General features: G+C 48.1%; 15 protein-coding genes. 14 read left to right on the top strand and 1 reads right to left on the bottom strand.

Going from position 1 to position 26168, the window contains the following annotated elements:
- Positions 1-123: 123 nt before the first annotated feature.
- The gene (locus Q9R46_RS22640; protein ID WP_311281893.1) at positions 124-4305 is read right to left on the bottom strand and encodes an S-layer homology domain-containing protein; all 4182 of its coding nucleotides are present in this window, start codon (positions 4303-4305) and stop codon (positions 124-126) included.
- 239 nt (positions 4306-4544) lie between these two features.
- On the opposite strand from Q9R46_RS22640, the gene Q9R46_RS22635 reads away from it, so the two are divergent.
- The 14 genes from Q9R46_RS22635 to Q9R46_RS22570 all read left to right on the top strand — a co-directional run bounded on the left by Q9R46_RS22635 (position 4545) and on the right by Q9R46_RS22570 (position 26154).
- Positions 4545-5633, top strand: a complete 1089-nt coding sequence (locus Q9R46_RS22635; protein WP_311281892.1) for a low temperature requirement protein A — start codon at positions 4545-4547, stop codon at positions 5631-5633.
- A gap of 299 nt (positions 5634-5932) precedes the next feature.
- Positions 5933-8716, top strand: coding sequence for a glycoside hydrolase family 3 C-terminal domain-containing protein (locus Q9R46_RS22630; protein ID WP_311281891.1), 2784 nt, complete (start codon positions 5933-5935; stop codon positions 8714-8716).
- 269 nt (positions 8717-8985) lie between these two features.
- Complete coding sequence (locus Q9R46_RS22625; protein ID WP_090924244.1) at positions 8986-9177, top strand: hypothetical protein; 192 nt, start codon at positions 8986-8988, stop codon at positions 9175-9177.
- A gap of 983 nt (positions 9178-10160) precedes the next feature.
- Positions 10161-11180, top strand: coding sequence for a sialidase family protein (locus Q9R46_RS22620; protein WP_311281890.1), 1020 nt, complete (start codon positions 10161-10163; stop codon positions 11178-11180).
- A gap of 75 nt (positions 11181-11255) precedes the next feature.
- A complete protein-coding gene (locus Q9R46_RS22615) occupies positions 11256-12059 on the top strand; it encodes a copper homeostasis protein CutC (protein WP_311281889.1) in 804 nt (267 codons plus the stop codon).
- Positions 12060-12203: 144 nt separating this feature from the next.
- Positions 12204-13682 (top strand): alpha-L-fucosidase, encoded by a 1479-nt coding sequence (locus tag Q9R46_RS22610; protein ID WP_311281888.1) that lies wholly within the window; start codon positions 12204-12206, stop codon positions 13680-13682.
- A gap of 1 nt (position 13683) precedes the next feature.
- A complete protein-coding gene (locus Q9R46_RS22605; protein WP_311281887.1) occupies positions 13684-15492 on the top strand; it encodes a glycoside hydrolase family 35 protein in 1809 nt (602 codons plus the stop codon).
- Positions 15493-15601: 109 nt separating this feature from the next.
- The gene (locus Q9R46_RS22600; RefSeq protein WP_311281886.1) at positions 15602-16468 is read left to right on the top strand and encodes a sugar phosphate isomerase/epimerase family protein; all 867 of its coding nucleotides are present in this window, start codon (positions 15602-15604) and stop codon (positions 16466-16468) included.
- A 212-nt stretch (positions 16469-16680) separates the two neighbouring features.
- Complete coding sequence (locus Q9R46_RS22595; RefSeq protein ID WP_311281885.1) at positions 16681-17739, top strand: Gfo/Idh/MocA family protein; 1059 nt, start codon at positions 16681-16683, stop codon at positions 17737-17739.
- A gap of 613 nt (positions 17740-18352) precedes the next feature.
- Positions 18353-19765, top strand: a complete 1413-nt coding sequence (locus tag Q9R46_RS22590; protein ID WP_311281884.1) for an alpha-L-fucosidase — start codon at positions 18353-18355, stop codon at positions 19763-19765.
- A gap of 347 nt (positions 19766-20112) precedes the next feature.
- Positions 20113-21057 (top strand): ABC transporter permease, encoded by a 945-nt coding sequence (locus tag Q9R46_RS22585; protein ID WP_397386407.1) that lies wholly within the window; start codon positions 20113-20115, stop codon positions 21055-21057.
- A 15-nt stretch (positions 21058-21072) separates the two neighbouring features.
- A complete protein-coding gene (locus tag Q9R46_RS22580; protein ID WP_240037099.1) occupies positions 21073-21981 on the top strand; it encodes a carbohydrate ABC transporter permease in 909 nt (302 codons plus the stop codon).
- 142 nt (positions 21982-22123) lie between these two features.
- Positions 22124-23758: a type 2 periplasmic-binding domain-containing protein gene (locus Q9R46_RS22575; protein WP_145336022.1), complete on the top strand. Its 1635-nt coding sequence runs from the start codon at positions 22124-22126 to the stop codon at positions 23756-23758.
- A 170-nt stretch (positions 23759-23928) separates the two neighbouring features.
- Positions 23929-26154 carry a helix-turn-helix domain-containing protein gene (locus Q9R46_RS22570; protein ID WP_311281882.1) on the top strand — a complete coding sequence of 742 codons (2226 nt, stop codon included), beginning with the start codon at positions 23929-23931 and terminating at the stop codon, positions 26152-26154.
- Positions 26155-26168 lie beyond the last annotated feature (14 nt).

The raw sequence follows: 26168 nt of genomic DNA, 5'->3' as shown, positions 1-26168 counted from the left end.
GAGTGAGGTAGAGATATAGAAGGAAAGCTTATGCTTGAACAGACTCCCAACGAAGTATGGGATCATATGAAAAAAGCACCCTATCTAAATGCTGGATAAGGTGCTTTTCATATGATTGTTCGTTTAGATCAGATCGGATTGCTTGAGCAGACGCTCAACGAGAACAGCGACTTCTGCGCGGGTCATGTTTGCTTTTGCATCAATGTTGGCATTACGCCCATTGATCAGCTTAGCACGAACGGTCAGCGCCAGATTGTCCTTAGCCCAGCCACTGATTTGGCTGTAGTCAGCAAAGTGAGCCAGTGCAGATGTTGTGTCAGATACAGGATTACGTTCAGCAAGACCAGTTAGACTCATCGCTTTCGCTACGATCGACATTGCTTGTTCACGAGTAATCGTATTCTGTGGACGGAATGTGCCATCTTCAAAGCCATTAATCAGCTTGTACGAAACGGCAGTCTCTACAGCACCTGAGTACCACGCATCGGACCTCACATCACTGAATGAAGTATTTCCTGCACCTGCTGGCAGTCCCAAAGCACGAACGATAATGGCTGCAAATTCCGCACGTGTGATGTTGTTATTTGGATTAAAGGTGCTATCTGTTACACCATTCACGATCATACGGGACCCCATATCGTTAACTGCTTCCTTCGCCCAATGAGTGTTCACATCAGCGAACGTCATCGGGTGCCAAACAACCGAATAATTGCTGTTTGTCAGACTGTTCAGGACAGCATAATATTTATTATCCTGCTTGATAACTCTGGTCGGGATATGATCGATCGTGTTATCATCACGCAGTACTACGCCTGTGGTTATTTTCGATGGATCAACATCATCTGGTAATTGAATCGTGCGCTCTACATAAGAATTGAACGAAGTTACATCTACCGATTTGCCATCTGTTGTTACGGTTACTTTGAAGTCATACGGAACGGTGAGCAGTGTGGCATCCTTCGACTTGCTTGCTTGAGTCATCTTCGCTGTAGTCGATTCAACAGACTTGATGATTTGCAGTAGAATCTGCATATTGTCAAGTGTAGCACCTGCCTGACCGAGCTGTATTTCTTTGGATGGCAGCTTATATGATGCCGTATCGGTTTGAAGAACAATCGTAGCCGACTTATCCTGCATATTTTTCAAAGCTTGTCCGGTAATTTGCGCCTGATTCACATCCGAACCCGAAGGAACGGGAATGGTAACAATCGCATTAGGACCTTCTGCATCCAGCTTTGCTTTTAGTTTGTCTGTATCCACATTGATTTTGGTGGTCTTGATATTGTTCTCTGTTGTTGTGATGGCTTCGCCTGCATTTTCTTGTTTACCGTTGACGAGCACGATCACATCCGTTTTCGTTGCGCCAGGTGTTGTTGAACCTGGTGTCGGTACGGTTGGCGTTGGCGAAGGACTGCTACCGCCGCCACCGGAAGAACTTCCGCCGTTGCTTCCACTACCGCCAGAGTTATCGTCCACAACGATAGCCTTAACCAGTGCAAAGCGTAATACATTGCCGTTCAGATCTGCTTCAACAACCACGATGGAATCTCCATTGGACGAACTTACCAGTCCGTTGGAAGGCAACTCGCTATAGTCACTTACTTTCGAGCCGATTTCCGGCAACATAACATTCGCAGTGCCGAAGTTCTTGAATAGCCATTGATTACCTGTGCCGGGAAGCCCAGGCGAATTGATCGTTAATAGGGTTTTGCCATTATTGCCAGAACCGGATGCATCACTTGCTGTTACAACTAATGTCTGTAGCGGATCAGCTGTAAATAGCAGTAGCGTAATGAGACCAGCTGGCTTGGACGAGGTGGCTGCATAACGTACTTTAACTTCATGTTCACCCGTCAGGGATGGCAGGTTAGAGCCGTTGTACAATACATATGCCTGTCCATCGACGGAAATCTCCATCGTAGTATCCAGACCGATGATCGTATTCAGCGTATCATCTGCCGTAACCACCGGTGCAGGTACGATCTCGGCATTCGGATCTTGGACGCCGACGACTTTACCTGTAGCCTTGGAAGCGAATGAGGTTGCTGTCGCTTTGTAGCGAACGAAGTACGTATTCACAGCGAGATGATCAATCTCATTACCGTGAATGCTATTCCACTGAATCACATCGCTAATCGTATATTCCATAGCGCTATTTACGCCGAACAACATACCGTCATGTGCCTCTGCATAGGTTGCATTGGTCACACTAATGTTCATCGGTGGCAATGGACGAGCCGGAATGATAAATGATTGCGGTTGACTATCTACGGAACCACCACTTGCCACGCGGATAACGTTTACCGTCTGATTCATCCAATAGGAAGGAATATCGACATTACCGTGCGTATCAGCAATAACGGTGGAGCCATTGATGGAGTAAGTGCTACCTGGCTCAAGTCCAGTCAGCTTTTCGTTAACATAATCAATCGCCGCTTGTGGTGTGGTGTGTGGTGCTTTGGCTTTGTAGATTGTATGAGTCTGTAACGATGAATCAACACTAAGGTTATATACGTAAGGTAACGAGTTGAGAATGAAATAGATTTGTCCAGAAGTCGAATCAGGATCATCCAGTTGAATGGAGTCTAAAGAAACAGACCAGTTTTTGCCGGAACCACTCACCGCCTGCACGGATGCCGAGCCTGATATACTGAAAATCAACATGCTTTCAGTATTGAAGCCAATCACATCTTTATCGAAAGTAAGATCGATTTTGGTCGTTGTACTTGTATCGGAACCATTCGCAACAGCAGATAACAAAGTAACTTCAGTTATCGGCGGATAGACGGCGATTTCATAATATTTAACTGTTGTACCGTTCTCTGCTGTAACTTTGACATAGAGGTAAGTTGCTTGTCCGTCAGTTTTGATGGGGATGGTATTGTTACCTGTAACTTCATTGCTTGCATAATCGGAGCTTTTGTATAGATTGACGGTAGCTGTAGTATCTTGTAACTTTAGGCTATTCAGATCAATCTCGTTTACGGTTAAAGGCATATTAAGATTCCATTTGATTGCATTTGAAATCGAGGAGCCGTTACCGCCAGATACATCAGAGCTTGCAGGTGTCTGATTAGCAACAGATTCCAATGTAGCATTGGAGCCAGGCATATATTCCAGCGCACCCAGATCAACGTTGCCACCATTGATGCGAGAATTACCATCCAGATCGAAATTGGTCAATACATACGTACTATTGCCCTGATCGATCGCCGATACAGCTTGATTGTTCAATCGATAATCCTGTGTATCCGTGTTTTTAAACAAACTGGAATCTGCAGAATTCACAATTAAATTCGGATTTACGTTCACTGCCGGAACGTCAAGCGAGGCTCTAACGAGTAAAGCAGACAAGTTCGTCTCTGCGTTAGAATTTAATGAAGAATTGGCAACGATGTTATTGCGGAACTCATTTTCAAACGGGATATTGGCCGGTCGTCCTGAGTCAGTAAGGTAAGCGATGGGAGCAAGTACGCCTCCCTGATCGTTCGTCAGGTTATTGTTAGCAAATGTATTGTTGTACCAGATCGCATCATAAGCGCCGCCGCCGGAGCTAATGGAGCCGATCCCGGTTGAGGATGTATGTGTATTGACTACATTTTCTGCAAAAAGCGAGTTGGTAATGGTAGCTTGAACAAAGCTCTGGAAAAATAACATCCCTTGGTATGTGTTATTTGTAGGGTCATTCGCCGCCAGAGAGTTGCTAAGGAATTTGACGCGGTTAATGTTGACCTTATAGGGAGCCTGTACTACGCTAAGCGAAACGATGCCGCCCCCGCTTCTGAACGCTTTGTTATTTCCGATAAAATAGATGTTGTCCAGCGTTACACTGGAATAATTATTTCCGTTAAGGGTTAAAGCAGAACCCATATAGTCGAGTCCGCCATGTGTATCAACGGTGTTGAAGTTTTTCATAATCAGATTGGACATACTGAATGTCCCGCTACCACTGGCGTAGATTCCTTGTACACCATTGCCATCGATTGTAATGGCAGGTTTGCCTTGAGCATCGGTCAGACCTTCGATCGTGAAGCTGCCGGTAGATTGCGCACCGATCTCAACGGATGCACTATCACCCGGATTCCAATGTGTCAGGCTACCCATTAGTGTAATCGTCGATCCTGCAAGAGAAGCGTCAAATATGACTTTACCATCAGGGACTTGTCCAGCCTGAGCAATCGCCCAAGCTAGTGAGCCTGTGCTGTCATCACCGTTCGTATTGACTACTGTAAAAATGTTGTTCGAAATTGGTCCTGCGAATACCGAACCAGCTGCACTTGAAAAAGAACTTAGCAGAAGAATCAAGCACAACGAAATTCTAAGTATCTTTGTTTTTGACATTGTAAGATATCTGTTCACATCATCACCCTTTTCCCTTATAAATTTGGTTTATGTCTTATGTCAGATCGTATCCTTTTTATCGGTTTTATTTTTTAAATTGCTTAGTGATTGTAGAAACATGATAAGGTATAAAAAAAATGGAAGTAACTTCATCGGAAGCATAGGTTTCACCCTTATTAAAATACCAAAAGGAGCATTGAGGGATGATGGAGAAAAAAGTCACTTGGTTGGAGCTGTTTTATGATTTGCTTTTCGTCGCGGCAGTCTCCAAAGCGGGCCATGTCTTGTTACATGCTGAGCACGGCGTCATTACATTGGAGTATTTATTAAAGTTCGTGTTAATCTTCATCCCGGTATGGTGGGCATGGGTGGGCCAGACCTTATTCATCAACCGTTATGGTCAGGATATTCTGAGCCATCGGATTTTCCTCATCCTTCAACTGCTGTCCGTACTCATAATGACGGCGAGCCTTTCTACTCATTTTGATGAACACTATCTGTCCTTCTTCGTAGGTTACATTGGTTCCAGAGCATTTACCGCGATTCAGTACCTGACGATCCACAAATCGAAAAGCGAGCATCAACAGCAGGCCGCCCGCTTCCTGGGGATCTCATTTATCATTGGTATCGTGATCTCATCCGGTTCCCTGTTCTTTGATTCTTGGGTGCGTTATGTGATTCTGTATGCAGGAATCGCCGTGGATATTATTTTGCCGCTATTGGGCCGTAAAAATCTGGTGAAGGTGCCTGTGCAGACCCATCATCTACTGGAACGTTTTGCTCTCTTTACTCTCATTCTGCTCGGTGAATCCGTTGTCAGCATTATCGCGGTATTGTCAGCCGACCAATGGGATTTGAAATCAATCTTGTTTGCTGTCTTTACGTCCCTGTTTGTCATCGCCATGTGGTGGCAGTACTTCGATAACGTGGAGAAAAAAGTGAGCAAAGAGATGCAGACCGCCGGGCAGGCGATTATCTACGGGCATCTATTTATCTACATCTCCCTGAGCATGATCGCTGCTTCGATTCAACTGCTGTATCAGAACCTGCTGAGCTATGAGTTTATGCTTGCGTTTGTATTTGGCTCGGTGTTACTGTATTTCCTGTCAACAACGCTTGTGTTTCATCGCTACAGACACCCGCATCTCCGCCTTCGTCCAGTTCATATGGTGGTCATGGTGGGACTGTTGGTGGCCTTTGTGGTGGTGGATCTAATCTACCGCGTTCCCGGATATGTGATTATGGGTGAGGATATGCTGTTCTTTCTGGTATATGCGAAGCTGACGACTTGATCTTGTTTATATAAAAAAGAAGCGAGAGCCACGGACGATTTTGTTCGTGGCTTTCATTTTTGCTATAAGAACATAAATATTTCTCATATATTTTCATGTACGCAATCTGTTAAGATGGGATTAGGTAAAAGTAAATCTGCCATATCGATAAACTTTGTTCTGTTTTTAAATGAGCTTAGTCGGTGAAAGAGCGGTATTAAGGTATTTTGCAATCGCAGAGAACTGCGGTACGATTTAATCTTGTTTATAAATAGCCGTTTCACACAGATATGGAGATAACATTTCAGGAGGGAAATCACTTGAGTACGAATCTAATTGGTGTTCCATTGGAAGGGTTTGCAGAGTTTAGCCGCACGGTAGCTGCCGAAGGGGCGGTTTTGCTTAAAAATGAAGGACAGGTGCTTCCACTTGGTCATTCCGAAAACGTTTCAGTTTTTGGCCGAGTTCAACTGAATTATTATCGTAGCGGCACAGGTTCAGGCGGGAGCGTTCATGTCGCATACACCACGAATCTGCTGGACGGACTGCGCAGTAAAAAGAACATTACCGTTAATGAAGAACTGGCAACGGTTTATGAGAAATGGATCGAGGAAAATCCGTTTGACGATGGTGGCAAAGTCTGGGCGGCTGAGCCATGGAATCAGAAGGAAATGCCACTCACGGATGAACTGGTTGCGCAGGCTAGAAGTAAATCCAGCAAAGCCATTGTGGTCATTGGGCGCACCGCGGGGGAAGATCAGGATAATGCAGATGCACCGGGAAGTTATCGTCTGACAGACGATGAGAAGGCGATGCTGAAGCATGTGACGAACCATTTTGAACATACGATTGTAGTACTTAATGTCTCCAATATTATGGATATGAGCTGGCTGAACGAAACGGTTCTACATCCGATTCAAGGTGTGATCTACTCCTGGCACGGCGGCATGGAAGGCGGTAACGCGATTGCGGACGTACTGGCCGGAGACGTGACACCAAGCGGTAAACTTACGGATACGATTGCATATTCCATAGAGGATTATCCGTCCACAAGTAACTACGGAAACGAGTTTAAGAACCTGTATCAGGAAGATATTTATGTGGGTTATCGTTTTTTCGAAACGTTTCGACCTGAAAAAGTTCAATTTGAGTTCGGTTATGGCTTGTCATACACAACTTTTGCCACACAGATCGAGGAAGCCCGTACGGTGACCGAAAATGGCGAGACGTCGATCGAGGTTCGTGTGAACGTGACCAACTCCGGTACAACCTATGCGGGTAAAGAAGTGGTTCAGGTTTATTACGAAGCACCGCAAGGAGAACTGGGACAACCCGTGAAGGCGCTGGCTGCTTTTGGCAAAACAGGACTGCTGCAGCCCGGCGATTCCGAGCTGTTAACGATCCGTTTCCCGGTAAATCGCATGGCTTCGTATGATGATGCGGGTGTAACGGGATATGCTTCCGCATACGTGCTTGAAGCTGGAACATACCGTCTGCATGTGGGTACGAGTGTGAAGCAGGTAGAGCATGTTGGCGTCGATGGCCAAGACGGCTACGTTGTGGACACGGTTCAACTGGTGGAGCAATTGCAGGAAGCAATGGCGCCAACGGAAGATTTTACACGCATGAAACCGGGTACTCGCAAGGCAGATGGAACATATGAACTGACGTATGTAGATGTGCCAAAGCGCAAAGTGTCTATCGCAGACCGCATTACGCAGAACATGCCCCAAACGTTGGACCAAACGGGAAATCAGGGTTACAAGCTGAGTGACGTGAAGGCGGGTAAAGTGAGTCTGGAGGCCTTTGTAGCTCAACTGGGCGATCAGGATTTGGCAGCAATTGTACGCGGCGAAGGCATGAGCAGTCCGCTGGTTACTTCGGGAACGGCTTCGGCGTTTGGCGGTGTGAGTGACAGCCTGTTCAATTATGGCATTCCTGTGGCCTGTACGGCAGATGGCCCGTCCGGTATCCGTATGGATAGTGGGGAAAAAGCAACACAAGTATCCATCGGAACGCTGCTGGCGGCAACGTGGAATGCAGACTTGGTAGAAGAACTGTATGTGATGGAAGGACAAGAGCTGCTTCGCAATCAGGTGGACACCCTGCTCGGACCTGGACTCAATATCCGCCGCAGTCCGCTGAATGGTCGTAACTTCGAGTACTTCTCGGAAGATCCGCTGATCTCAGGTGTATTTGCCGCAGCATGTACGAAAGGTATTATGAAGGGCGGCTCTAACGCCACGCTGAAACACTTTGCTTGCAACAATCAGGAGAAACACCGCAGTAAGGTCGATGCTGTTGTATCCGAACGTGCTCTTCGTGAAATTTATCTGAAAGGATTCGAGATTGCGGTGAAAGAGGGTGGAGCGAACTCCATCATGACCTCTTACAATCCGATTAACGGACACTGGGCTGCGTCCAACTACGATCTGAACACAACGATTCTGCGCGGAGAGTGGAACTTCGACGGCATTGTGATGACCGACTGGTGGGCCATTATGAACGATGTGGTAGAAGGCGGAGAAGCTGATCGCAAGTTTACGAACTGGATGGTTCGGGCACAGAACGACCTCTACATGGTTGTGCCAAACTATGGCGCTGAGATCAACGGCTGGGATGACAATACCATTGAATCGCTCGAAAATGGAACCTTGACCCGCGGCGAGCTGCAACGCTCCGCGATCAATATCTGCAAATTCATCATGAACGCGCCGGTATCCTCACGCAAACATGAGATTGTAGAGAACGTGGCCTCGTTCCAGGCGAACGCGTCCCTGTCAGCGGCAGACGCTCAGTCGCTGGCCGAGAATGCACAGGTGAAACCTGCAGTAGCAGAGCCTGTATATATGAAAGTGGATGAAGCAGGCCAGTACCGGATTATTGTGCAGATCATGTCACCTGAGCCTGAACTGGCACAAAGTGCATGTAATGTGCTGCTGAATGGTCAGCTTGCGACAACGATCCAAACGAACGGTACAGAAGGCAAATGGATCAGACAAAAGCTGGTGAAAGTGCAACTGGAAGAAGGGGTGTATGAACTCAAGCTGGACTTTACCAAACCGGGTCTACAGATCGATTGGATCGAATTCAAGCAGGTGTAGGTTGGTTAGGTTAAGTAGATGGGGAATAATTTTGTAAGCTCAATAGAGATAAAGTTTTATGCGAATTGGCTGTTGTTTGGGCTGGTTTTTGAAAGAAGAAGGGTTACCAAGCAGTAATAAAACTATTGTAGCGATGTAACAATGATAGAGATGATAACAAAGGACACTGCTTGCGGTGTCCTTTTGTTGTCACCAGAGAGACAGGCTGTTATGATCGAATTACGGGATCGTGGTCAAACAGAATAATGGGGTCAGGGGTGTGCTAAACGATGAAAAGATACAATTATTTAAGTCCGATTCTGCTGATTGTCGTTGCATTAATTGTGCGAGGTCTGGTTACTAACGTGTGTATGCTGTTTGGACTGTCGCAAGAGGTGTCCAGTAATATTGCGATGCTTGCCATGATTATTGTGGCTTTAATTATGTTCAACCGCATGACAAAAGCCCGGCGTAACAAGTAGATCGGTGTGGTCTGCGACGGTCAGGTAGGTAGAAAAAAGCAATCTTGAAAGCCCTTTATTTATTTAAGGGTGAGGAACATGGAAGACTGGAACATGTCACCACGGTGTTAGGATATGATACAAAGACGATGCAGAGAATCTTTTGCCTCGTCTTTTTTGCGTCATGTGTGAGAATCTCTTTATACATAAAAGAAACGGCACAGGATAATTCCTATACCGTTTCAGATTGCATTTTTCTGCTGAATTTTGCGTTTGAGCTAAACTTATGACATTGCTCCTAAAAATCATTTGTTTCGGATCGAGAAAGGAGTATGAATATATTACTCTGTTTTTTCATCATCTAATCGCCGACGAAATACCAAAGCCGAGACAGCAAATATAATAAAAGATAAAGTTGAAGCAGCAGTAACCATCTTTAACACATTTCCTATCGGTGGATTAAACAATAGAGCAACAGAGAAGATTAAAACGGCACCCGTTAAACCCATTCCTAAAATGGAAAACGCTAAAATCCTGTTCATCAAATTCTACATACTAAGTGAGAGAATCCGACCATAAAAGAATATTGTGTTGTTGGCGTGATGTTGTGGTAATGCTGTTCAGCAACTCCGAAGCTATTGATGCGTCGGTAAGGTTTCAACTCAGACGATTTTAATGTTGTATCAATCTATAATCTTATACTGTAATCATATGTTCCGTTCGCCCATCCTTTAAGAAAGATTCAAAAAAGCTCATATACGAGTATTGACGTTGCATACCTAACGTTTTAGACTGAAGACATAATTTAATAACAATATGAATAACAAAAATAACAAAAAATGTGGATAGCAAAATGGATAAAGGTATAGGAATTAAAAAAAATCAAATTAATTAAAGCCAATAATTAAGCATTACGTTCATGGAAGCCCTGGGAACCTAGACTCGTTTAACTGGATTAATGCTAGCTAACGTCTTTATTACTCCAATTTACAGGAGGCTCGCTCATGACGATTAAGGCGGAGAAACAATATGTTTTTCGGGAAGGACAGCTTTTTCAGAGCAGTCATGCGTCCACGATTGCTGTTTTGCCAGGTGGGGTGGTTATTGTGGCTTGGTTCGCAGGTTCGTATGAAAAATCCAGCGACACCGCCATCTGGATGGCTATTCAGGAGCGAGATGGCTTGTGGTCAGCGCCGCGCAAAGTAGCGGATGAAGAAGGTATTGCCCATTGGAACCCGGTGCTGTATGCACATGGGGGTTCACTTGTACTCTTTTACAAGGTGGGACACGAAATTACAGACTGGCATACTCGCATCATACGTTCGGAGGATGGCGGGCAGACATGGACGGAGGCTCGTGAGTTGGTTTCCGGTGATGTGGGTGGTCGTGGTCCGGTGCGCAATAAACCTGTACGGCTAACGGATGGAACCATTTTGGCTCCATCTTCTATTGAGCGAATGGATATGGAGAGTCCGGGCAAACAGGTGTGGGAAGCTTTTATTGATATTTCGACCGATGAGGGCAAGACATGGACAAAAAGTAAACCTGTGCCGAAGAACCTGTCTGTTTATGTGGGGGCAGATCATTGGATTGCAAAAGGTCTAATTCAGCCAGCTCTGTGGACTTCAAGTGGGGATGATGTACACATGTTACTCCGTAGTACGGAGGGGAAGATTTTCCGCAGTGACTCGGTGGATGGCGGCAGGACATGGTGTGAAGCGTACCCGACAGAACTGCCAAACAACAATAGCGGAATTGATGTCACACGCCTGGAGAGTGGCTTGCTTGCGCTTGTTTACAATCCCGTGAGCGGATATGCGACAGAGAGTCCCCGGACACCACTGGTGGTTGCTTTTTCGAATGACAATGGTGCGAGCTGGGGAGATGAATGGGTGCTTGAAGATGAGCCGGGAGAGTATTCATATCCTGCCATCGTATCTCAGGGGCAGAACCTGTACATTACTTATACGTGGAAAAGAGATCGGATTGCGTTCTGGAAACTGAACGTTCATACATGGGAATAAGCAAGGGCCGCAGAAACGCTGATCAGGCGTTTAATCGGTCCTTTCTGTCGTGGTTACTTGTGAGGAGGAGTTCCGATGAATAGGCAAGTCATTAAGAGACAACCGACTTTGGAAGTCATTGCGGTAGACGCAGTAGATGCCCAAGCGGCAGAGCAGGGTGGAGCCGATCGGATTGAGCTGGTGTCGGCTATGTCCGAAGGTGGTCTTACGCCAAGCTATGTGCAGATTGAACAGGTTGTATCCAAGGTGTCGATTCCACTGTATGTCATGATAAGGCCACATAGCCGCTCGTTCTGTTATAGCGCTGACGATCTTCAGGTGATGCTCCGAGACATACGCATGGCGCGGGAGCTTGGTGCCGCAGGCATTGTGATTGGAGCTCTCACCCATGAGGGAGAAGTAGATCGCTCTTTTTTACAAACTTGTCTGTTGAGCGCTCAGGGGCTGGGAGTTACGTTTCATCGCGCCATCGATTCGAGTGCCAACGTGGTGAGAGCACTGGACAGCATCGGTGGCAGCAATGGCGGGAGTGAGGGAAAGGGCAGGTTTGAGCATGAGAGGGAGATGAAAAGTAAGAGCGAGGAGAGTGTCGTTGAGCGCGTACTTACATCAGGAGGAAAACCTACAGCACCTGAGGGTTTACTCGAACTACAGCAGTTGCAGGAGATAGGACAGACGTTGAACATAGTGATTATGGCGGGTTCGGGTGTCACGATTGAGGGGATTCCAACCCTCGTGAGCCGAACAGGGATCACCGAGATGCATATGGGATCGGGTGTGCGGCCTGGAGGCAGTTTCGATCACCCTGTAGATGCTCAGCTTGTTGCTCAGGCCAAAGCAGAGCTGATCCGTGCAGTACAGGAGTTGCACCATCAGTGATAACGGTAGCTGTATGTACTCCATGCACTCGACAAAGCGGTGGCTATAGAAGCGAATGAATAGCAAGAACAAGAGAATAAAAGCAATAAAAGCAATAAATGCAATGAAAACAAAAGGCACTTTTCATATAAGGGAGTGTGAGCCATGAAATCAAAGCTTTCGCCAACACCAGCGGATTGGATTAAAACGGCGGCACAGGTCAGCCCATCGGAGCGCCAGATGAGATGGCAGGAGATGGAGTTTTATGCTTTTATTCATTTTACGGTAAACACATTTACGGATCGGGAATGGGGGACGGGGGAGGAAGAGCCGGCAATATTTAACCCTACTGAACTACATGCAGGGCAATGGGTGGAGGCATGTAAGGATGCCGGCATGAAGGGGCTGATTTTGACATGTAAACATCATGACGGGTTCTGTCTGTGGCCCAGCCGTTATACGGATCATACGGTTGCAGCAAGTCCATGGCGAAATGGCGCTGGTGATCTGGTGCGAGAAGTTGCCGATGCTTGTCGTGACGCCGGGTTGAAATTTGGAGTGTATCTCTCACCCTGGGATAGTCATGAAGCATGTTACGGGGATTCGGAGCGGTATAATGCTTTTTTTCTTGCTCAGCTACGCGAACTGCTGACGAACTACGGTGATATCTTCTGTGTCTGGTTTGATGGAGCATGTGGTGAGGGGCCAAATGGGAAAAGACAGGTCTATGATTGGGACGCCTATTACGCGCTCATTCGCCAGCTTCAGCCGGAAGCGGTCATCTCGGTCTGCGGCCCGGACGTACGTTGGTGTGGCAATGAGGCAGGACATACGCGCGAATCGGAATGGAGCGTTGTACCGGCGCATATGCAGGATAATGAGAAGATTCAGGAGCAGTCGCAACAGGTGGATGATGGAACTTTTGCGAGGAAAATCAACACACAGGACCGTGATCTGGGGAGTCGAAGCGTTATCCGTGATTATGCTGATCAACTGGTGTGGTATCCTGCCGAGGTGAATACCTCGATACGTCCGGGTTGGTTTTATCATGCGAGTGAAGACGATCAGGTCAAAACGCTGGAGGAACTGATTTCCGTTTATTACGGCGCCGTGGGCGGCAATGCTTGTTTTTTGCTTAACCTGCCCCCAGACAAGCGTGGTCTGATTCATGAAAATGATGTCCAGCGACTGCGCGAGTTAGGTTCAGTGTTGCGTACAACGTTCAGTGAAGACTTGGCGCAAGGCGCACAGGCCAAGGCTTCGGAGACGATGGACGGAGCACATGCAGCTTCACAAGTGCTAAATCCGGATGGAGAGCGCAAACCAAAAGCTTATTGGTGCCCACGCGAAGGAACAGAGCACGCGTGGATTGAATTGCTTTTGCCCGAAGAAAAGACCTTCGACCATGTGATATTGATGGAGCATATCCAATCGGGGCAACGGATCGAACGATTCACGCTGGAAGTATGCGGTGAGGATGGTCGGTGGCAGGACATCTATGCCGGAACGGTGGTTGGATATAAGCGAATTTGCTGTTTTCCAAAAGTGACTGCACGCCGGGTTCGGTTAACCATTCAGGAGTCCAGATGGGTTCCGACGTTATCGAAATTCAGCTTATTTTACAGTGAACGGGAGGACATATGAGATGGCAATACTGACGGTTCAGGGGTCTCGATTCATGCTGGATGGGAAACCGATTCAGATTCTATCAGGGGCCATTCATTATTTTCGAGTCGTGCCCGAGTATTGGAAAGATCGCTTATTGAAGCTGAAGGCCTGCGGATTCAACACGGTGGAGACCTACGTGCCATGGAATATGCATGAGCCGCAGCCAGGAGAATACTGTTTTGAAGGCATGGCGGATGTGGAGCAGTTTGTACGACTTGCGGGAGATTTAGGGCTGTATGTGATTGTTCGTCCAAGTCCTTATATCTGCGCGGAGTGGGAGTTTGGAGGCTTGCCGTCCTGGCTGCTTGCCGATGACCACCTGCGGCTTCGTTGTAGTGATTCGGCGTTTCTGGCGCATGTGGATCGGTATTACGATGTGCTTTTGCCCAAACTAAAACCTCTTCTGAGCACCTCTGGCGGGCCTATTATCGCAATGCAGATTGAAAATGAATACGGCAGCTTCGGGAACGATGCGAGTTATCTGCAATATTTGCGAGAGGGCATGGTGAGGCGGGGCATGGATGTGCTCCTGTTCACCTCGGATGGGCCAACCGATCATATGCTACAGGCTGGTTCCGTGTCCGGGCACTTGGCAACAGTTAATTTTGGGTCGGGGACCGAGTGGGCGTTTGCCAAGCTACGTGAATATCAAGCAGAGGAACCGCTCATGTGTATGGAGTTTTGGAATGGCTGGTTCGATCACTGGGGCGAGTCTCATCACACTCGGGAAGCGGCAGATGTGACCAAGGTGCTGGAAGAAATGCTGGAGGCGGGCGCATCGGTGAACTTCTACATGTTCCATGGCGGCACGAATTTTGCATTTTATAATGGAGCGAACTGTCAGCAAAAGGATCAATACGAACCAACCATTACAAGTTATGACTATGACTCTCTGCTTAGCGAATCGGGTGAACCGACAGCGAAATTTTATGCGGTAAGGGAGGTTCTCTCGCGCTATACTGGTTCTCAAAAAGATGATCGTGGCTCTGAACCGGGAGATTTGGTTTTACCAGAACCTGTGGGGACAGCCGCTTATGGTAGAGTCGAGATGGCGCAACACGCTAGTTTGCTTCAGCAACTGAATGCACTGGCTGTTCCAATGCACCGTACAAATCCAGAGCCAATGGAGAAGCTGGGGCAGGATTACGGGTTTATCAGCTACCAGACCCGTATTTCCGGGCCAAGAGAGCGCCAGGAGTTGGTCGTTCAGGAGGTATGTGATCGGGCACTGGTGTTTGTAGATGGCTTGTTGCAGGGTGTGCTTGAACGTGGAAAAGCTGAGGCGACAGTATCCTTTGAAGTTCCAGAGGAAGGTTCGGACTTGCTCATTCTCGTTGAGAACATGGGGCGAATTAATTACGGGCCGTATCTGAGAGATCCGAAGGGAATTACGGAAGGCGTGCGGCATGGATTTCAATTTTTATATGAATGGACGATTCATTGTTTGCCGATGAGCAATCTTTCGGGTTTATCTTTTGCTGTGCTGTCTGAGCTTGAGAGTAGCGTAAGAACAGTAACAGAGGAGCCATTTTTTTATCGAGGAAGTCTTCATATTGAACATGTGTTGGATATAAAGGATACTTTTCTTCGACTGGAGGGCTGGACGAAAGGGGTTGCATTTGTAAACGGATTCAATCTGGGGCGCTACTGGAATAAAGGCCCGCAACAGACGTTATATGTCCCTGCGCCTCTTCTCTGCCAAGGAGAGAACGAGATCATTATATTTGAGCTTCATGGGACGGCAGATGCTGCCGTCATGTTCGTGGATCAGCCGGATTTGGGCTAGAAAAGGAAAATCGGTGAGCCATGCGATTATTGGCAATTGCCCTATGGACTGGAACACGGTATAGGTTGGGTATGGACACCCATCACAGCAGAGGGAGAGGATGAGGAAGATGAAAGTTGGACTTAGCACGTACAGTCTGCAGCAAGCGCTGGATCGTAAGGAGCTAACCGTGCCGGATGCTATTCGTTGGATTGCGGAGCAGGGCGGGCAGCATGTGGAGATTGTGCCGATGGGCTTCAGTCTGATCGACAATCCAGCGTTAATTGAGGAAATCAAAGCTACGGCTCGGGAGGTTGGCATCGACATCTCGAATTATGCCATTGGAGCGAACTTTGCGGTTCAGGAGAATGCTGAGAGTTTGGAAGAAGAAATTCAAAGTGTTATGCGCCACGTAGGTGTTGCTGCCACCCTGGGAGTGAAGCTGATGCGCCACGATGTGGCTTTCCGTCCTGCACCCGAGGGGACTGTAGCGCAGTTTGAAGCCGACCTGCCCGTGCTTGTCAAAGCCTGTCAGCGAATTGCCGACTATGCCGCAGGCTTTGGCATTACAACGAGTGTGGAGAACCACGGATATTATGTGCAATCGAGCGAGCGGATTCAGCGGCTGTTACATGAGACGGGGCGGGAAAATTTCAAAACCACATTGGATATCGGCAATTTCCTCTGTGTCGATGAAGATCCGGTGAGTGCGGTGAAAAATAACATTCCTTACGCGTCCATCGTTCACGCCAAAGATTTCTACTGGCGGTCTTCCACCCGGAATCCCGGCGAAGGCTGGTTCCAGACCTCCCACGGCAATTATCTGCGCGGGGCTATCGTGGGTCATGGTGATATCGACATGCCGGAGGTGTTTCGTGTGCTGAAGCGGTCCGGGTATGACGGCTATATCTCGGTTGAATTTGAGGGGATGGAGCACTGCCAGACTGCTTCGCGCATTGCGATGGATAATGTGCGCCGTTTGTGGGATGAGGCGTGACATGGTGTGGTTAAGTGCCTTGCTATGATCCGGCATCGCTATGCTGTCCCGTGTCGATTTGTTTATGGGTGTGAGGTGCAGTGCAGTTTAGGGAGTGGCGTGGCATGGCATGGTGTACGTTTAAATAGAATTCATCCAAAGTCGGCTGTATGAAAGCAACCGCAGAGCTGAAAGGTATTCATTTTCATTTTTAACACTGGAGGGATAGTGAAATGTCCAAATTAAAAGTCGCCGTCATCGGCGCCGGTTCTATATCTGATTGTCATCTGCAAGCGTACGCGAGTAACTCGGAAGTGGAGATTTATGCGATCTGTGATCTGAACAAGACCCGTGCAACCGATGTGGCGAAGCAGTATGGGGCATCCCATGTGTTTACGGACTATAAAGACTTGCTCGCTCTGCCGGAAATCGATTCGGTCAGCATCTGTACTTGGAATGATTCGCATGCCGAGATCAGTATTGCTGCGCTGGATGCAGGTAAAAACGTGCTGTGCGAGAAACCGCTCTGCCAGACCGTGGAGGATGCATTAGAGGTAGAAAAAGCCGTTCATCGCAGTGGTAAATTGCTACAAGTAGGCTTTGTTCGCCGCTATAGTGACAATGCTCAGATTCTGAAAAAGTTCATCGACGAAGGTGAGCTGGGCGAAATCTACTATGCCAAAGCTTCCAGTCTGCGCCGTCTTGGCAACCCGGGTGGCTGGTTTGCGGATAAAAGTCGCTCCGGCGGCGGCCCGTTAATTGATATCGGCGTACATGTCATCGACATTTGCTGGTATCTGATGGGTAGACCGAAGGTGAAATCCGTTTCCGCTAACGTCTCCAATCGTCTCGGAAACCGGGCTAACATTCGCAATCTTTCATTCTATAAGGCCGCCGATTACGATGCGGAACAGAACACCGTGGAAGATATGGCGAATGCATTGATCCGTTTTGAGAATGGAGCAAGCCTGCTGGTTGATGTCAGCTTTACTCTCCATGCCAAAGCTGATGAAACAGCAGTTAAGCTGTATGGCGACAAAGGCGGAGCTGAGCTGGAGCCGGAAATCTCAATTATTGGTGAGAAGTTCGATACCATTCTGAACATGACACCGCAGGTCGATTTTAAATCCTTTGACTTTATGGGCTCGTTCCGCAATGAAATCAACCACTTTATCGACAGTACGCAGGGCCGAAAAGAAACCCTTAGCCCCGTCGAGGACGGTGTGGAAGTCATGAAAATGCTGTGCGCCATCTACGAATCCGCACGCGAGGGCAAGGAGATCACGTTGTAATTCACACGTAAATCGGAGTGCCCCAGTGTAAATCCGCCAATGCCCTTAAGTCATTTGTTCTACCCAAACGGAGGAAACAGGTAACCCGACGTAACCAGTTACCCGATCGACGAGGTGAAACCGTCTTGGCCCGTTGTAAAAATCATTTACACGTGAAACGGAGAGGTCAGAAATAAGCCGAAGAAGCGAAGCGTGCGCCTTTATCCCCGGATTTCCCCAATAGGGAAATAGTTCGAAGAAATCCGGGGGTAACAGCGCTCGGAGGATTGTTCTGACCGCGGAGTGGCCTAGTGTAAATCCACCAGTAATCTTAGGTCATTTGTTCTACCCAAAACGGAGGAAATAGGTAACCCGACGTAACCAGTTACCCGATCGACGAGGTGAAACCGTCTTGGCCCGTTGTAAAAATCATTTACACGTGAAACGGAGAGGTCAGAAATAAGCCGAAGAAGCGAAGCGTGCGCCTTTATCCCCGGATTTCCCCAATAGGGAAATAGTTCAAAGAAATCCGGGGGTAACAGCGCTCGGAGGATTGTTCTGACCGCGGAGTGGCCTAGTGTAAATTTCAACTCGTTATAACGCGAGAAATTTCAACTAAAGGAGATGATTTATTTTGACTCAAACCAACCTCCCCCTGCCAGAGCAGGAAAAGCCCATCGTTGAAGCAGGCGTACACAACTTTAGTAAAGAGGACGAGTGGGTGAAGCCGGAAGATCCCTTGCTGCTGGAGCGGCTGGAATGGTTCAAAGATCAGAAACTCGGTTTGATGATGCACTGGGGGCCATACTCGCAGCTCGGCTTGGTGGAATCGTGGGCGCTGAGCGATGAGGATGGCGACTGGTCGCGGGATGATGTGGACTGGACGGACGATATGGAGGACTTCAAGCGTGAATATTTTGACCTGAATAAAACGTTCAATCCGATTCGGTTCCAGCCCGAGGAATGGGCACAGATGGCCGCCGACAACGGCTTTAAATACTTCCTGTTTACGACCAAGCATCATGACGGCTTCTGCATGTGGGATACCAAAACGACCGATTACCGAATTACAGGCAAGGACACGCCGTTCCACAAGCACAAATATGCCGATATCTGCCGGGTGTTGTTCGATGCCTTTCGAGCGAAAGGGCTCGGCATCTCGGCGTACTTTTCCAAAGCGGACTGGCACACACCGTATTACTGGGCACCAGGCATGGAGCGCGGACGCCATATGTGGCGCGGGCCTTCCTATGATCCGCACAAGTATCCATGGATGTGGGAAAAGTTCGTGGAGTTCACCCATGAGCAGATTATGGAACTGTTGACGAATTACGGACGGATCGAGTGTTTGTGGCTCGATGCAGGCTGGGTACGCGAAGGGCGCCACGGTCAGGATATCCGGCTTGGTGAAGTGGTCGAGCGGGCGAGAAAGAGCACGCAGCCTTGGCTTCTGTCCGCAGATCGCACTGTAGGCGGGCCGTATGAGAACATCGTCACCCCGGAGCAGACGATCCCGGAGCATCCGATGAATATCCCGTGGGAGAGTTGCATTACCGTCGGGCATTCGTTTGCTTTTGGCTTCGATGATCAGTATAAATCGGGACGACAGCTTGCACATATTTTGCTTGAGGTGGTATCCAAAGGCGGTAACTTGGCACTGAATGTCGGGCCGCAGCCGGACGGACGTCTACCCAAAGGGGCAATTCGAGGCATCCAGGGACTGGGCGAGTGGCTGAACACACACGGCGAAGGGATCTATGGCACCCGCATTTGCGCACCGTTTTATACGAAAGAGTGGGCATTCACACAGAAAGAAGACATCCACACCGTCTATGCCTTTCGCATGTATCGTAACGAGAGCGAGACCCCGGAAGAGAGACTGATCATTCCTTATGCGGAAAAGGTGAAGCGTATTGAACTCATCGGTACGAATGACGTACTTTCGTTTCAGCAGACCGAAGAAGGGCTGCTCGTGGAGTTGCCACGATCCGCTGCAAGCAACCAAGCACCCATCACTCATACATTTAGATTGATCACCAAATCATAGAATCACATGTCAATTCCGGGGGAGATATCAACGCCTCCGGAATTTTGTTTTTTGTACATAGAACATAAAGAACTCCATAGTGCATGGATTCAAACGCTTGCTACACAAGGGTTTTTAGAATAAAGAGAGGTCGGAGAAAATTGCAAATTGATCAATAAGCACCTAGCGAGGTACTATCAAATCAAGAAAGCGCTACCTGATATGAATGTTAACATCGATTGGATTCAAAGCAATGAATGAGCATCAAAAACAAACATTTAAGGGAACTGAATGTAATGTATTATTACACTTGAGGCTGAGAAGGAGTGACGCAAATGAGTCGAGGTACAGAAAGCATACCTGCGAACATGGAGCTGCAACAATTACGTCAGACGGCACCCAAGAAGCAGCATCCGTTCATCAAAAGCTTCAAAAAGCACTGGGAGCTGTACCTGCTTGTGCTGCCTCCGGTGTTGTATCTACTGATCTTCAAATACATTCCGATGGTGGGTGTGCAGATTGCCTTTAAAGATTTCAGCGTGGTCAAAGGCATCTGGGGTAGCCCATGGGTGGGGCTCAAACATTTTGAAGCCTTCTTCAATTCCCCGAACTTCTGGCTGCTGATCAAGAACACCATTGGCATCAGCTTTTATTCCCTCATTGCCGGTTTCCCTATACCGATCTTGCTGGCCTTGGCGCTGAACGAGATTCGAACGGGTTATTTTAAAAAGACCGTACAGATGGTCACGTATGCACCGCATTTTATCTCCACCGTGGTCATGGTATCCATCATCATTCTGATGCTTTCCCCCCATGTGGGCGTTGTAGACAAGTTATTTAGCTGGCTGGGCTTCCCGATGACCAACTTCATGGGTATCCCTGAATATTTCAAATCGATCTATGTCTGGTCGGGTGTATGGCAGGGCATGGGGTACTCCTCGATTATTTACATCGCGGCTCTGGCCGGAGTTGATCCGTCTCTGTACGAAGCAGCCAAGATGGATGGCGCCTCAAGGTTGCGAAAAATCTGGCACATCGACCTTCCAACGCTTGTCCCGGTGACCGTGATTATGTTGATTCTAAGTCTGGGCAGCATTATGGGCGTAGGTTTCGAGAAAATTTATCTCATGCAAAATCCGCTGAATACGAGCGCATCGGAGGTCATCTCCACGTACGTGTACAAGGTCGGTCTGATTGGAGCGAATTTCAGCTTCTCCGCGGCAGTTGGTTTCTTTAACTCGATCATTAACCTGATTCTGCTGGTCGTCGTCAACAGCATTTCCCGTAAAGTATCCGAGAACAGCTTGTGGTAAAGGAGGAGCGTGTCCATGTTTAATCTGATGAATCGGAACCGAATCAAAGACCCGGTTGGCGACCGTATTTTCATGACCATCAATTATATCTTTCTGATTGCCATTCTGCTAACGGTGTTCTACCCGCTCTTGTACATCGTCAGCTCCTCGTTCAGCTCGTCACGCGCCGTGACATCCGGTCAGGTGTGGCTGTTCCCGGTTGATTTTAACATCAAGGCATACATTTCCATTTTCAAAAGTCAGCAACTCATGCTTGGGTTTTACAACACGATCATCTACACGGTAGTCGGTACGTTCATCAATGTTGCGCTGACCGTTATGCTGGCTTACCCTCTCTCCCGCAAGTCGTTCTACGGGCGTGGAGCCATCATCATCTTTATGATGATAACCATGTTTTTTGACGGCGGTCTGATTCCGACCTACCTGCTGATGAAAGACCTGCACCTGCTGGATACCCGCTGGGCGATGTGGTTGCCCGGGGCGCTTGCTGTGTTCCAGGTCATCGTTGCTCGCACCTTCTTCCAGTCTTCGATCCCCGAGGAACTTGGTGAAGCTGCCGAGATGGACGGATGCCGGGATATCCGCTACCTGATCAGCGTTGTGCTACCGCTCTCCAAACCAATTTTGGCGGTCATGACTCTGATGTACGCTGTAGGTCACTGGAATGCCTACTTTGACGCTCTCATTTACCTCCGTTCGGAGAAGCTGTTCCCGCTACAATATGTGCTTCGTAACTTGCTGATTCTGAATGCGGCTGACCCGGCCATGCTTGCGAATACAAGCCAGCAGATGCGGGATCAAGGGTTTGAGCAGGTGCTGAAATATGCGCTGATTGTAGTCGCAAGTATTCCGATCCTGATCATGTATCCTTTTGTGCAAAAACACTTCGTCAAAGGGGTTATGGTCGGTTCACTTAAAGGATAAATGGCAGTCGGCTCTTGAAAGGAGGTGGAGGCACACACCGGCTTCCGGGATTGATTTTGGAACCTATAGAACCTATAGAACCATATTAACCCGTACAGCTTGACCAAAGGTTTGCTGCTATGAATAAAAAGGAGGAGTCAGCTTGAGAAAATCCTGGATTTCAATTTTGTGTCTGATTTTCGCTTCGGTGACAATATTGTCCGCATGCAGTTCATCTGAAAAAGCGGGTACAGGTAGCGAGGGGAGCGGCGAGAGCGGCGGCCCTGTAACGATGACTTTTTTTGCTCCGCAAGGTAAAGCACCGATGGAAGACAATGAATTCACCAAGTTTATCGAAAAAAAGTTCAACGTGACCTTGAAATGGGACCTGGCCCCGACAGACGCTTTGCAGGATCGCAGACAATTGCTGCTAGCCAGTGGGGATTATCCCGAAGTGTTCCTGCACGGTAAATTCACCACCTCGGATCTTCAAACCTATGGAAAACAAGGCGTGTTCCTCCCGCTTCAAGACCTGATCAAGCAATACGGCCCGAACCTCACCAAAGTGATGGAGGAGAAGCCTTATTTCAAGGATGCCATAACGGCACCGGACGGTAATATCTATGCATTGCCTATTTTTAATGAATGTTACCACTGTACGTATGCGCAGAAATATTGGATCAACCAAGAGTGGCTGGATAAGGTGGGGCTGAAAATGCCAACGACGACGGACGAACTGTATACCGTTCTAAAGGCGTTCAAAACCCAAGACCCGAACGGCAACGGCAAAGCCGATGAGATCCCGCTCACAGGTGCACCAAACAAATATGTGTGGAACGGCAACATCGACGCCTATCTGATGAACAGCTTCATATACAACGATAACGATAAATACCTGATCGTGAACGATGGCAAGGTCAGCTTTGCCGCCAACCAAGAGGGATGGAAGAAAGGGCTGGAGTATATGCACAAGCTGTATGCGGATGGCCTGATCGACCCGGCTTCCTTCACACAGAATGACCAGGCGATTGGTCAACTGGGGAACAAAGAAGGAGATGAAGTGGTTGGTTCCATTACAACGGCACTGGTGAGCTATCTGGTGAATACGTATGACAAAAAAATTACCCGTCACCAGCACTGGGAGATCGTGCCTCCACTCAAAGGACCGGATGGTGTGCAGACGACTGGAGCAACGCAAAGTGTAGGTGAGTTTGAATTTGCCATCACGAACAAAGCGACCGAAGCACAACAGATCGCAGCGATCAAAATTGTAGATTACATGTTCAGTGAAGAGGGTGCACTCTACGCAGAGTATGGACCAACAGAGGGTAAGGGCTGGAAGAAAGCGGGCCCGGATGAAAAAAACATCAACGGCGAACCTGCCAAGTACAGCTACTACAACCTGCCTGAACGTGATCCGAACGTGGTCGTGAACGAAAGCTGGTCACAGATCGGTGCACATGATTTGTCCAACACGTTCCGTAATCTGTTTGCCGAAGGTCAAGACCCGCTGTCAGCTGAAGGATACGGTACAAGGCTTGCTCAAGCGACGAAAGTATATGCTCCATACGCTCCGAAGGAAGTATATCCAGCCAATGTATTTATTCGTCCAGAGGATACCGAGACCGCTGCTCAATTGACCACTGCAATTAAAGACTATGTGCAGACAAATATGGCTCAGTTCATTATTGGTAGCAAGAGCATTGATAAAGACTGGGATTCATACGTCAAAGGTTTTGATGGACTTGGATTAAGCAATTATCTGGATATTTATCAGCGTGCAATTGAGAAAAATTGATGCAAAAGGACTGTCCCGCCTGTCACCCGTGGCCGGGGCAGTCTTCTCCTATGACAACCCCACGTCATTCGATATAATGAACGCATAATTATGAAAACTTTGTGAACAGGGGCACGGCACAAGTGGTTTGTCGTCATGCAACATGAAATGGATTGGTGGGGGGCGCGGAGATGAACAACAATTGGTTCAGACGTTTGCTGTTATCGTATTTGCCTATTTTTTTTATTGTGACGACGATTTTATTTTTCATTTTCTTTCAGGTATTCAATGAGCAGAACCGGAGGGAAGCGCTCAAGGCCAATGAATTTTTGGCTTCACAGGTGACACAGTATCTGGATAATTCCTTGCGTTCCATTGATTTCAAGGTGTTGCGCGAGATTTTGACCAACTCTAATCTGAAAAATTATTTCTCGGTGTCGGGCGGCGAGGATGTCTATGCCGGCATCCAGGCCGTTAAGGTCATCGATGAATTGAAGATAGAATATCCGCTGATCGACTCGGTCTACCTGGTCAGGTACAGCGATAACACTGTTTTTAGCAATGGCAAGGCTGTTCCGATCAACGAATTCCCCGATGCAGCCTTTATTGCAGACAGCCGGACGAAGGATGAGCAGAAGTGGGTCGGCGCACGGTTATTCAAGGCGTTTCATTCCCAATCGGCGGAGCAGGTCATTACGATTGTGCGGAATGTCGGGAACGGCAGAGGTCTTGTAGTGACCAACGTTGAGTTGAATACGCTGCAAAAGTCCATTATGCAGATGTACGACCCTGAATTTACGTTTGTGAACATCTATAACCGATCCGGGGGAAGTCTCTGGCGTGGGGATACGCCTGATGCTGAGATGCTTGCTTCCAAGCCAGCTTCCGCTTCGGGAGAGGTTTTCTCTGAATTCACATCCAGCTATAGCGGCTGGAAGGTACAGACGGGGCTAAATAACGGGAAAATCATCAAGTTTACGCTGCAATTTTATAATATCTGGTTTATTTTCGCCGTCGCTGTTGTGCTGATCGGGGTTGTGTGGGTCGTCTATGTGACGCGTAGAAACTATAAACCGATCCAGCAGATTGTTACCCTGATTCAGACGGTCTCCTCACAGAAACCGTCAGGACTGAACTATGGCAAGGAGAATGAATTTCGTTTCATTCATACCACGCTGGAGCGCATGATCGATCAGACGAAGCAATATCAGGAGGAGCATGAAGAGAATCTGATTTTGCAGAAGAAGGTCTTCTTTCAGGAACTGCTGGAAGGTACGCGGGAATACACCTGTCATGAGTTATCTGCGGAGATGAGCAAGTTCAAGCTACCGGAATTAGAGCATCGCTGGGTGGTGATGGTGGTGGAGATGGATCGATACGACGTGTTTGTGGATGAGTATCATCAGCAGGATCAAGCTCTCCTGAAATTTGTGCTGTCGAGCATTTTGCAGGAAAGTGCAAGGCAAGAAGGTACCGAGGTATGGGCAGAGTGGGTCTCAAGTCAGCGACTGAATGCCATCCTGTGGTTACCTGAGACGGAACAGTCCGAAGAGACAGAGCAACGCTTGCTCAGCGGTTATCTGAATCAGGTGGGTCAGTATTTGAACTTTACCATAACCATTGGTGTGGGCCGGGTTGCTGTGGATATTCGCGGGCTTCGGGCTTCGCTTAAAGAGGCTGTGCATGCCCTGGAGTACAAGGCGGTTCTGGGCACGAATCGGATCATACCATGCGGAGATGTACCGAGTTCCACGAATGATGTGTATGAGTTTCTTAAGACCATCTCCTTGCTAGTACAGACGATGCGGCTATCGGACGATATTTGGGAACAGCATTTTGAACGGCTGTTTAAGCAGATTCGCGAGTCTGTTCTGTCCCGTCAGGAGATTATGAACACGGTTCAACTGCTATTCCAGCATTATAATCGTGAATTTGCCGAGCTTCCGCGTGAATATCAGGAGTCATGGGCGGCGATATTTACGCCATTGTTGCCACGGCTGGAAGGTTGGGAGACGCTGGATGATCTGCGCGAGCTGTGTCTGGAAGGGTTCCGTGAACTGGCGCGGCAGATGGAGACACTGCAATGCTCTCGTAAACATCGGTCACATATTCTGGAGATTCGCAAATATATCGAAGAGCATTACAACAATCCCGATCTGTCGCTGAATTACCTTAGTGATCTGTTCGATATCAATCCGAAGTATCTGAGCAAGCTTTTCAAAGATGAGATCGGGGAGAAATTCGTGGATCTGCTTATCAGTCACCGGATCGAAAAAGCCAAACAGCTCATGCAACAGACGGACAAAGCCATTCAGGAGATCAGTGAGGAAGTGGGCTATACCAACTACAATTCCTTCAACCGCGCTTTTAAAAATGTCGTCGGAATGGCTCCAAGCGACTATCGCAAGGCCATGTAAGGTGCTCGCACGAC

Source organism: Paenibacillus sp. RRE4 (assembly GCF_031844205.1).
GTDB classification, from domain to species: Bacteria; Bacillota; Bacilli; order Paenibacillales; family Paenibacillaceae; genus Paenibacillus; species Paenibacillus xylanexedens_B.
This window is presented reverse-complemented; position numbering and strand designations above follow the sequence as displayed.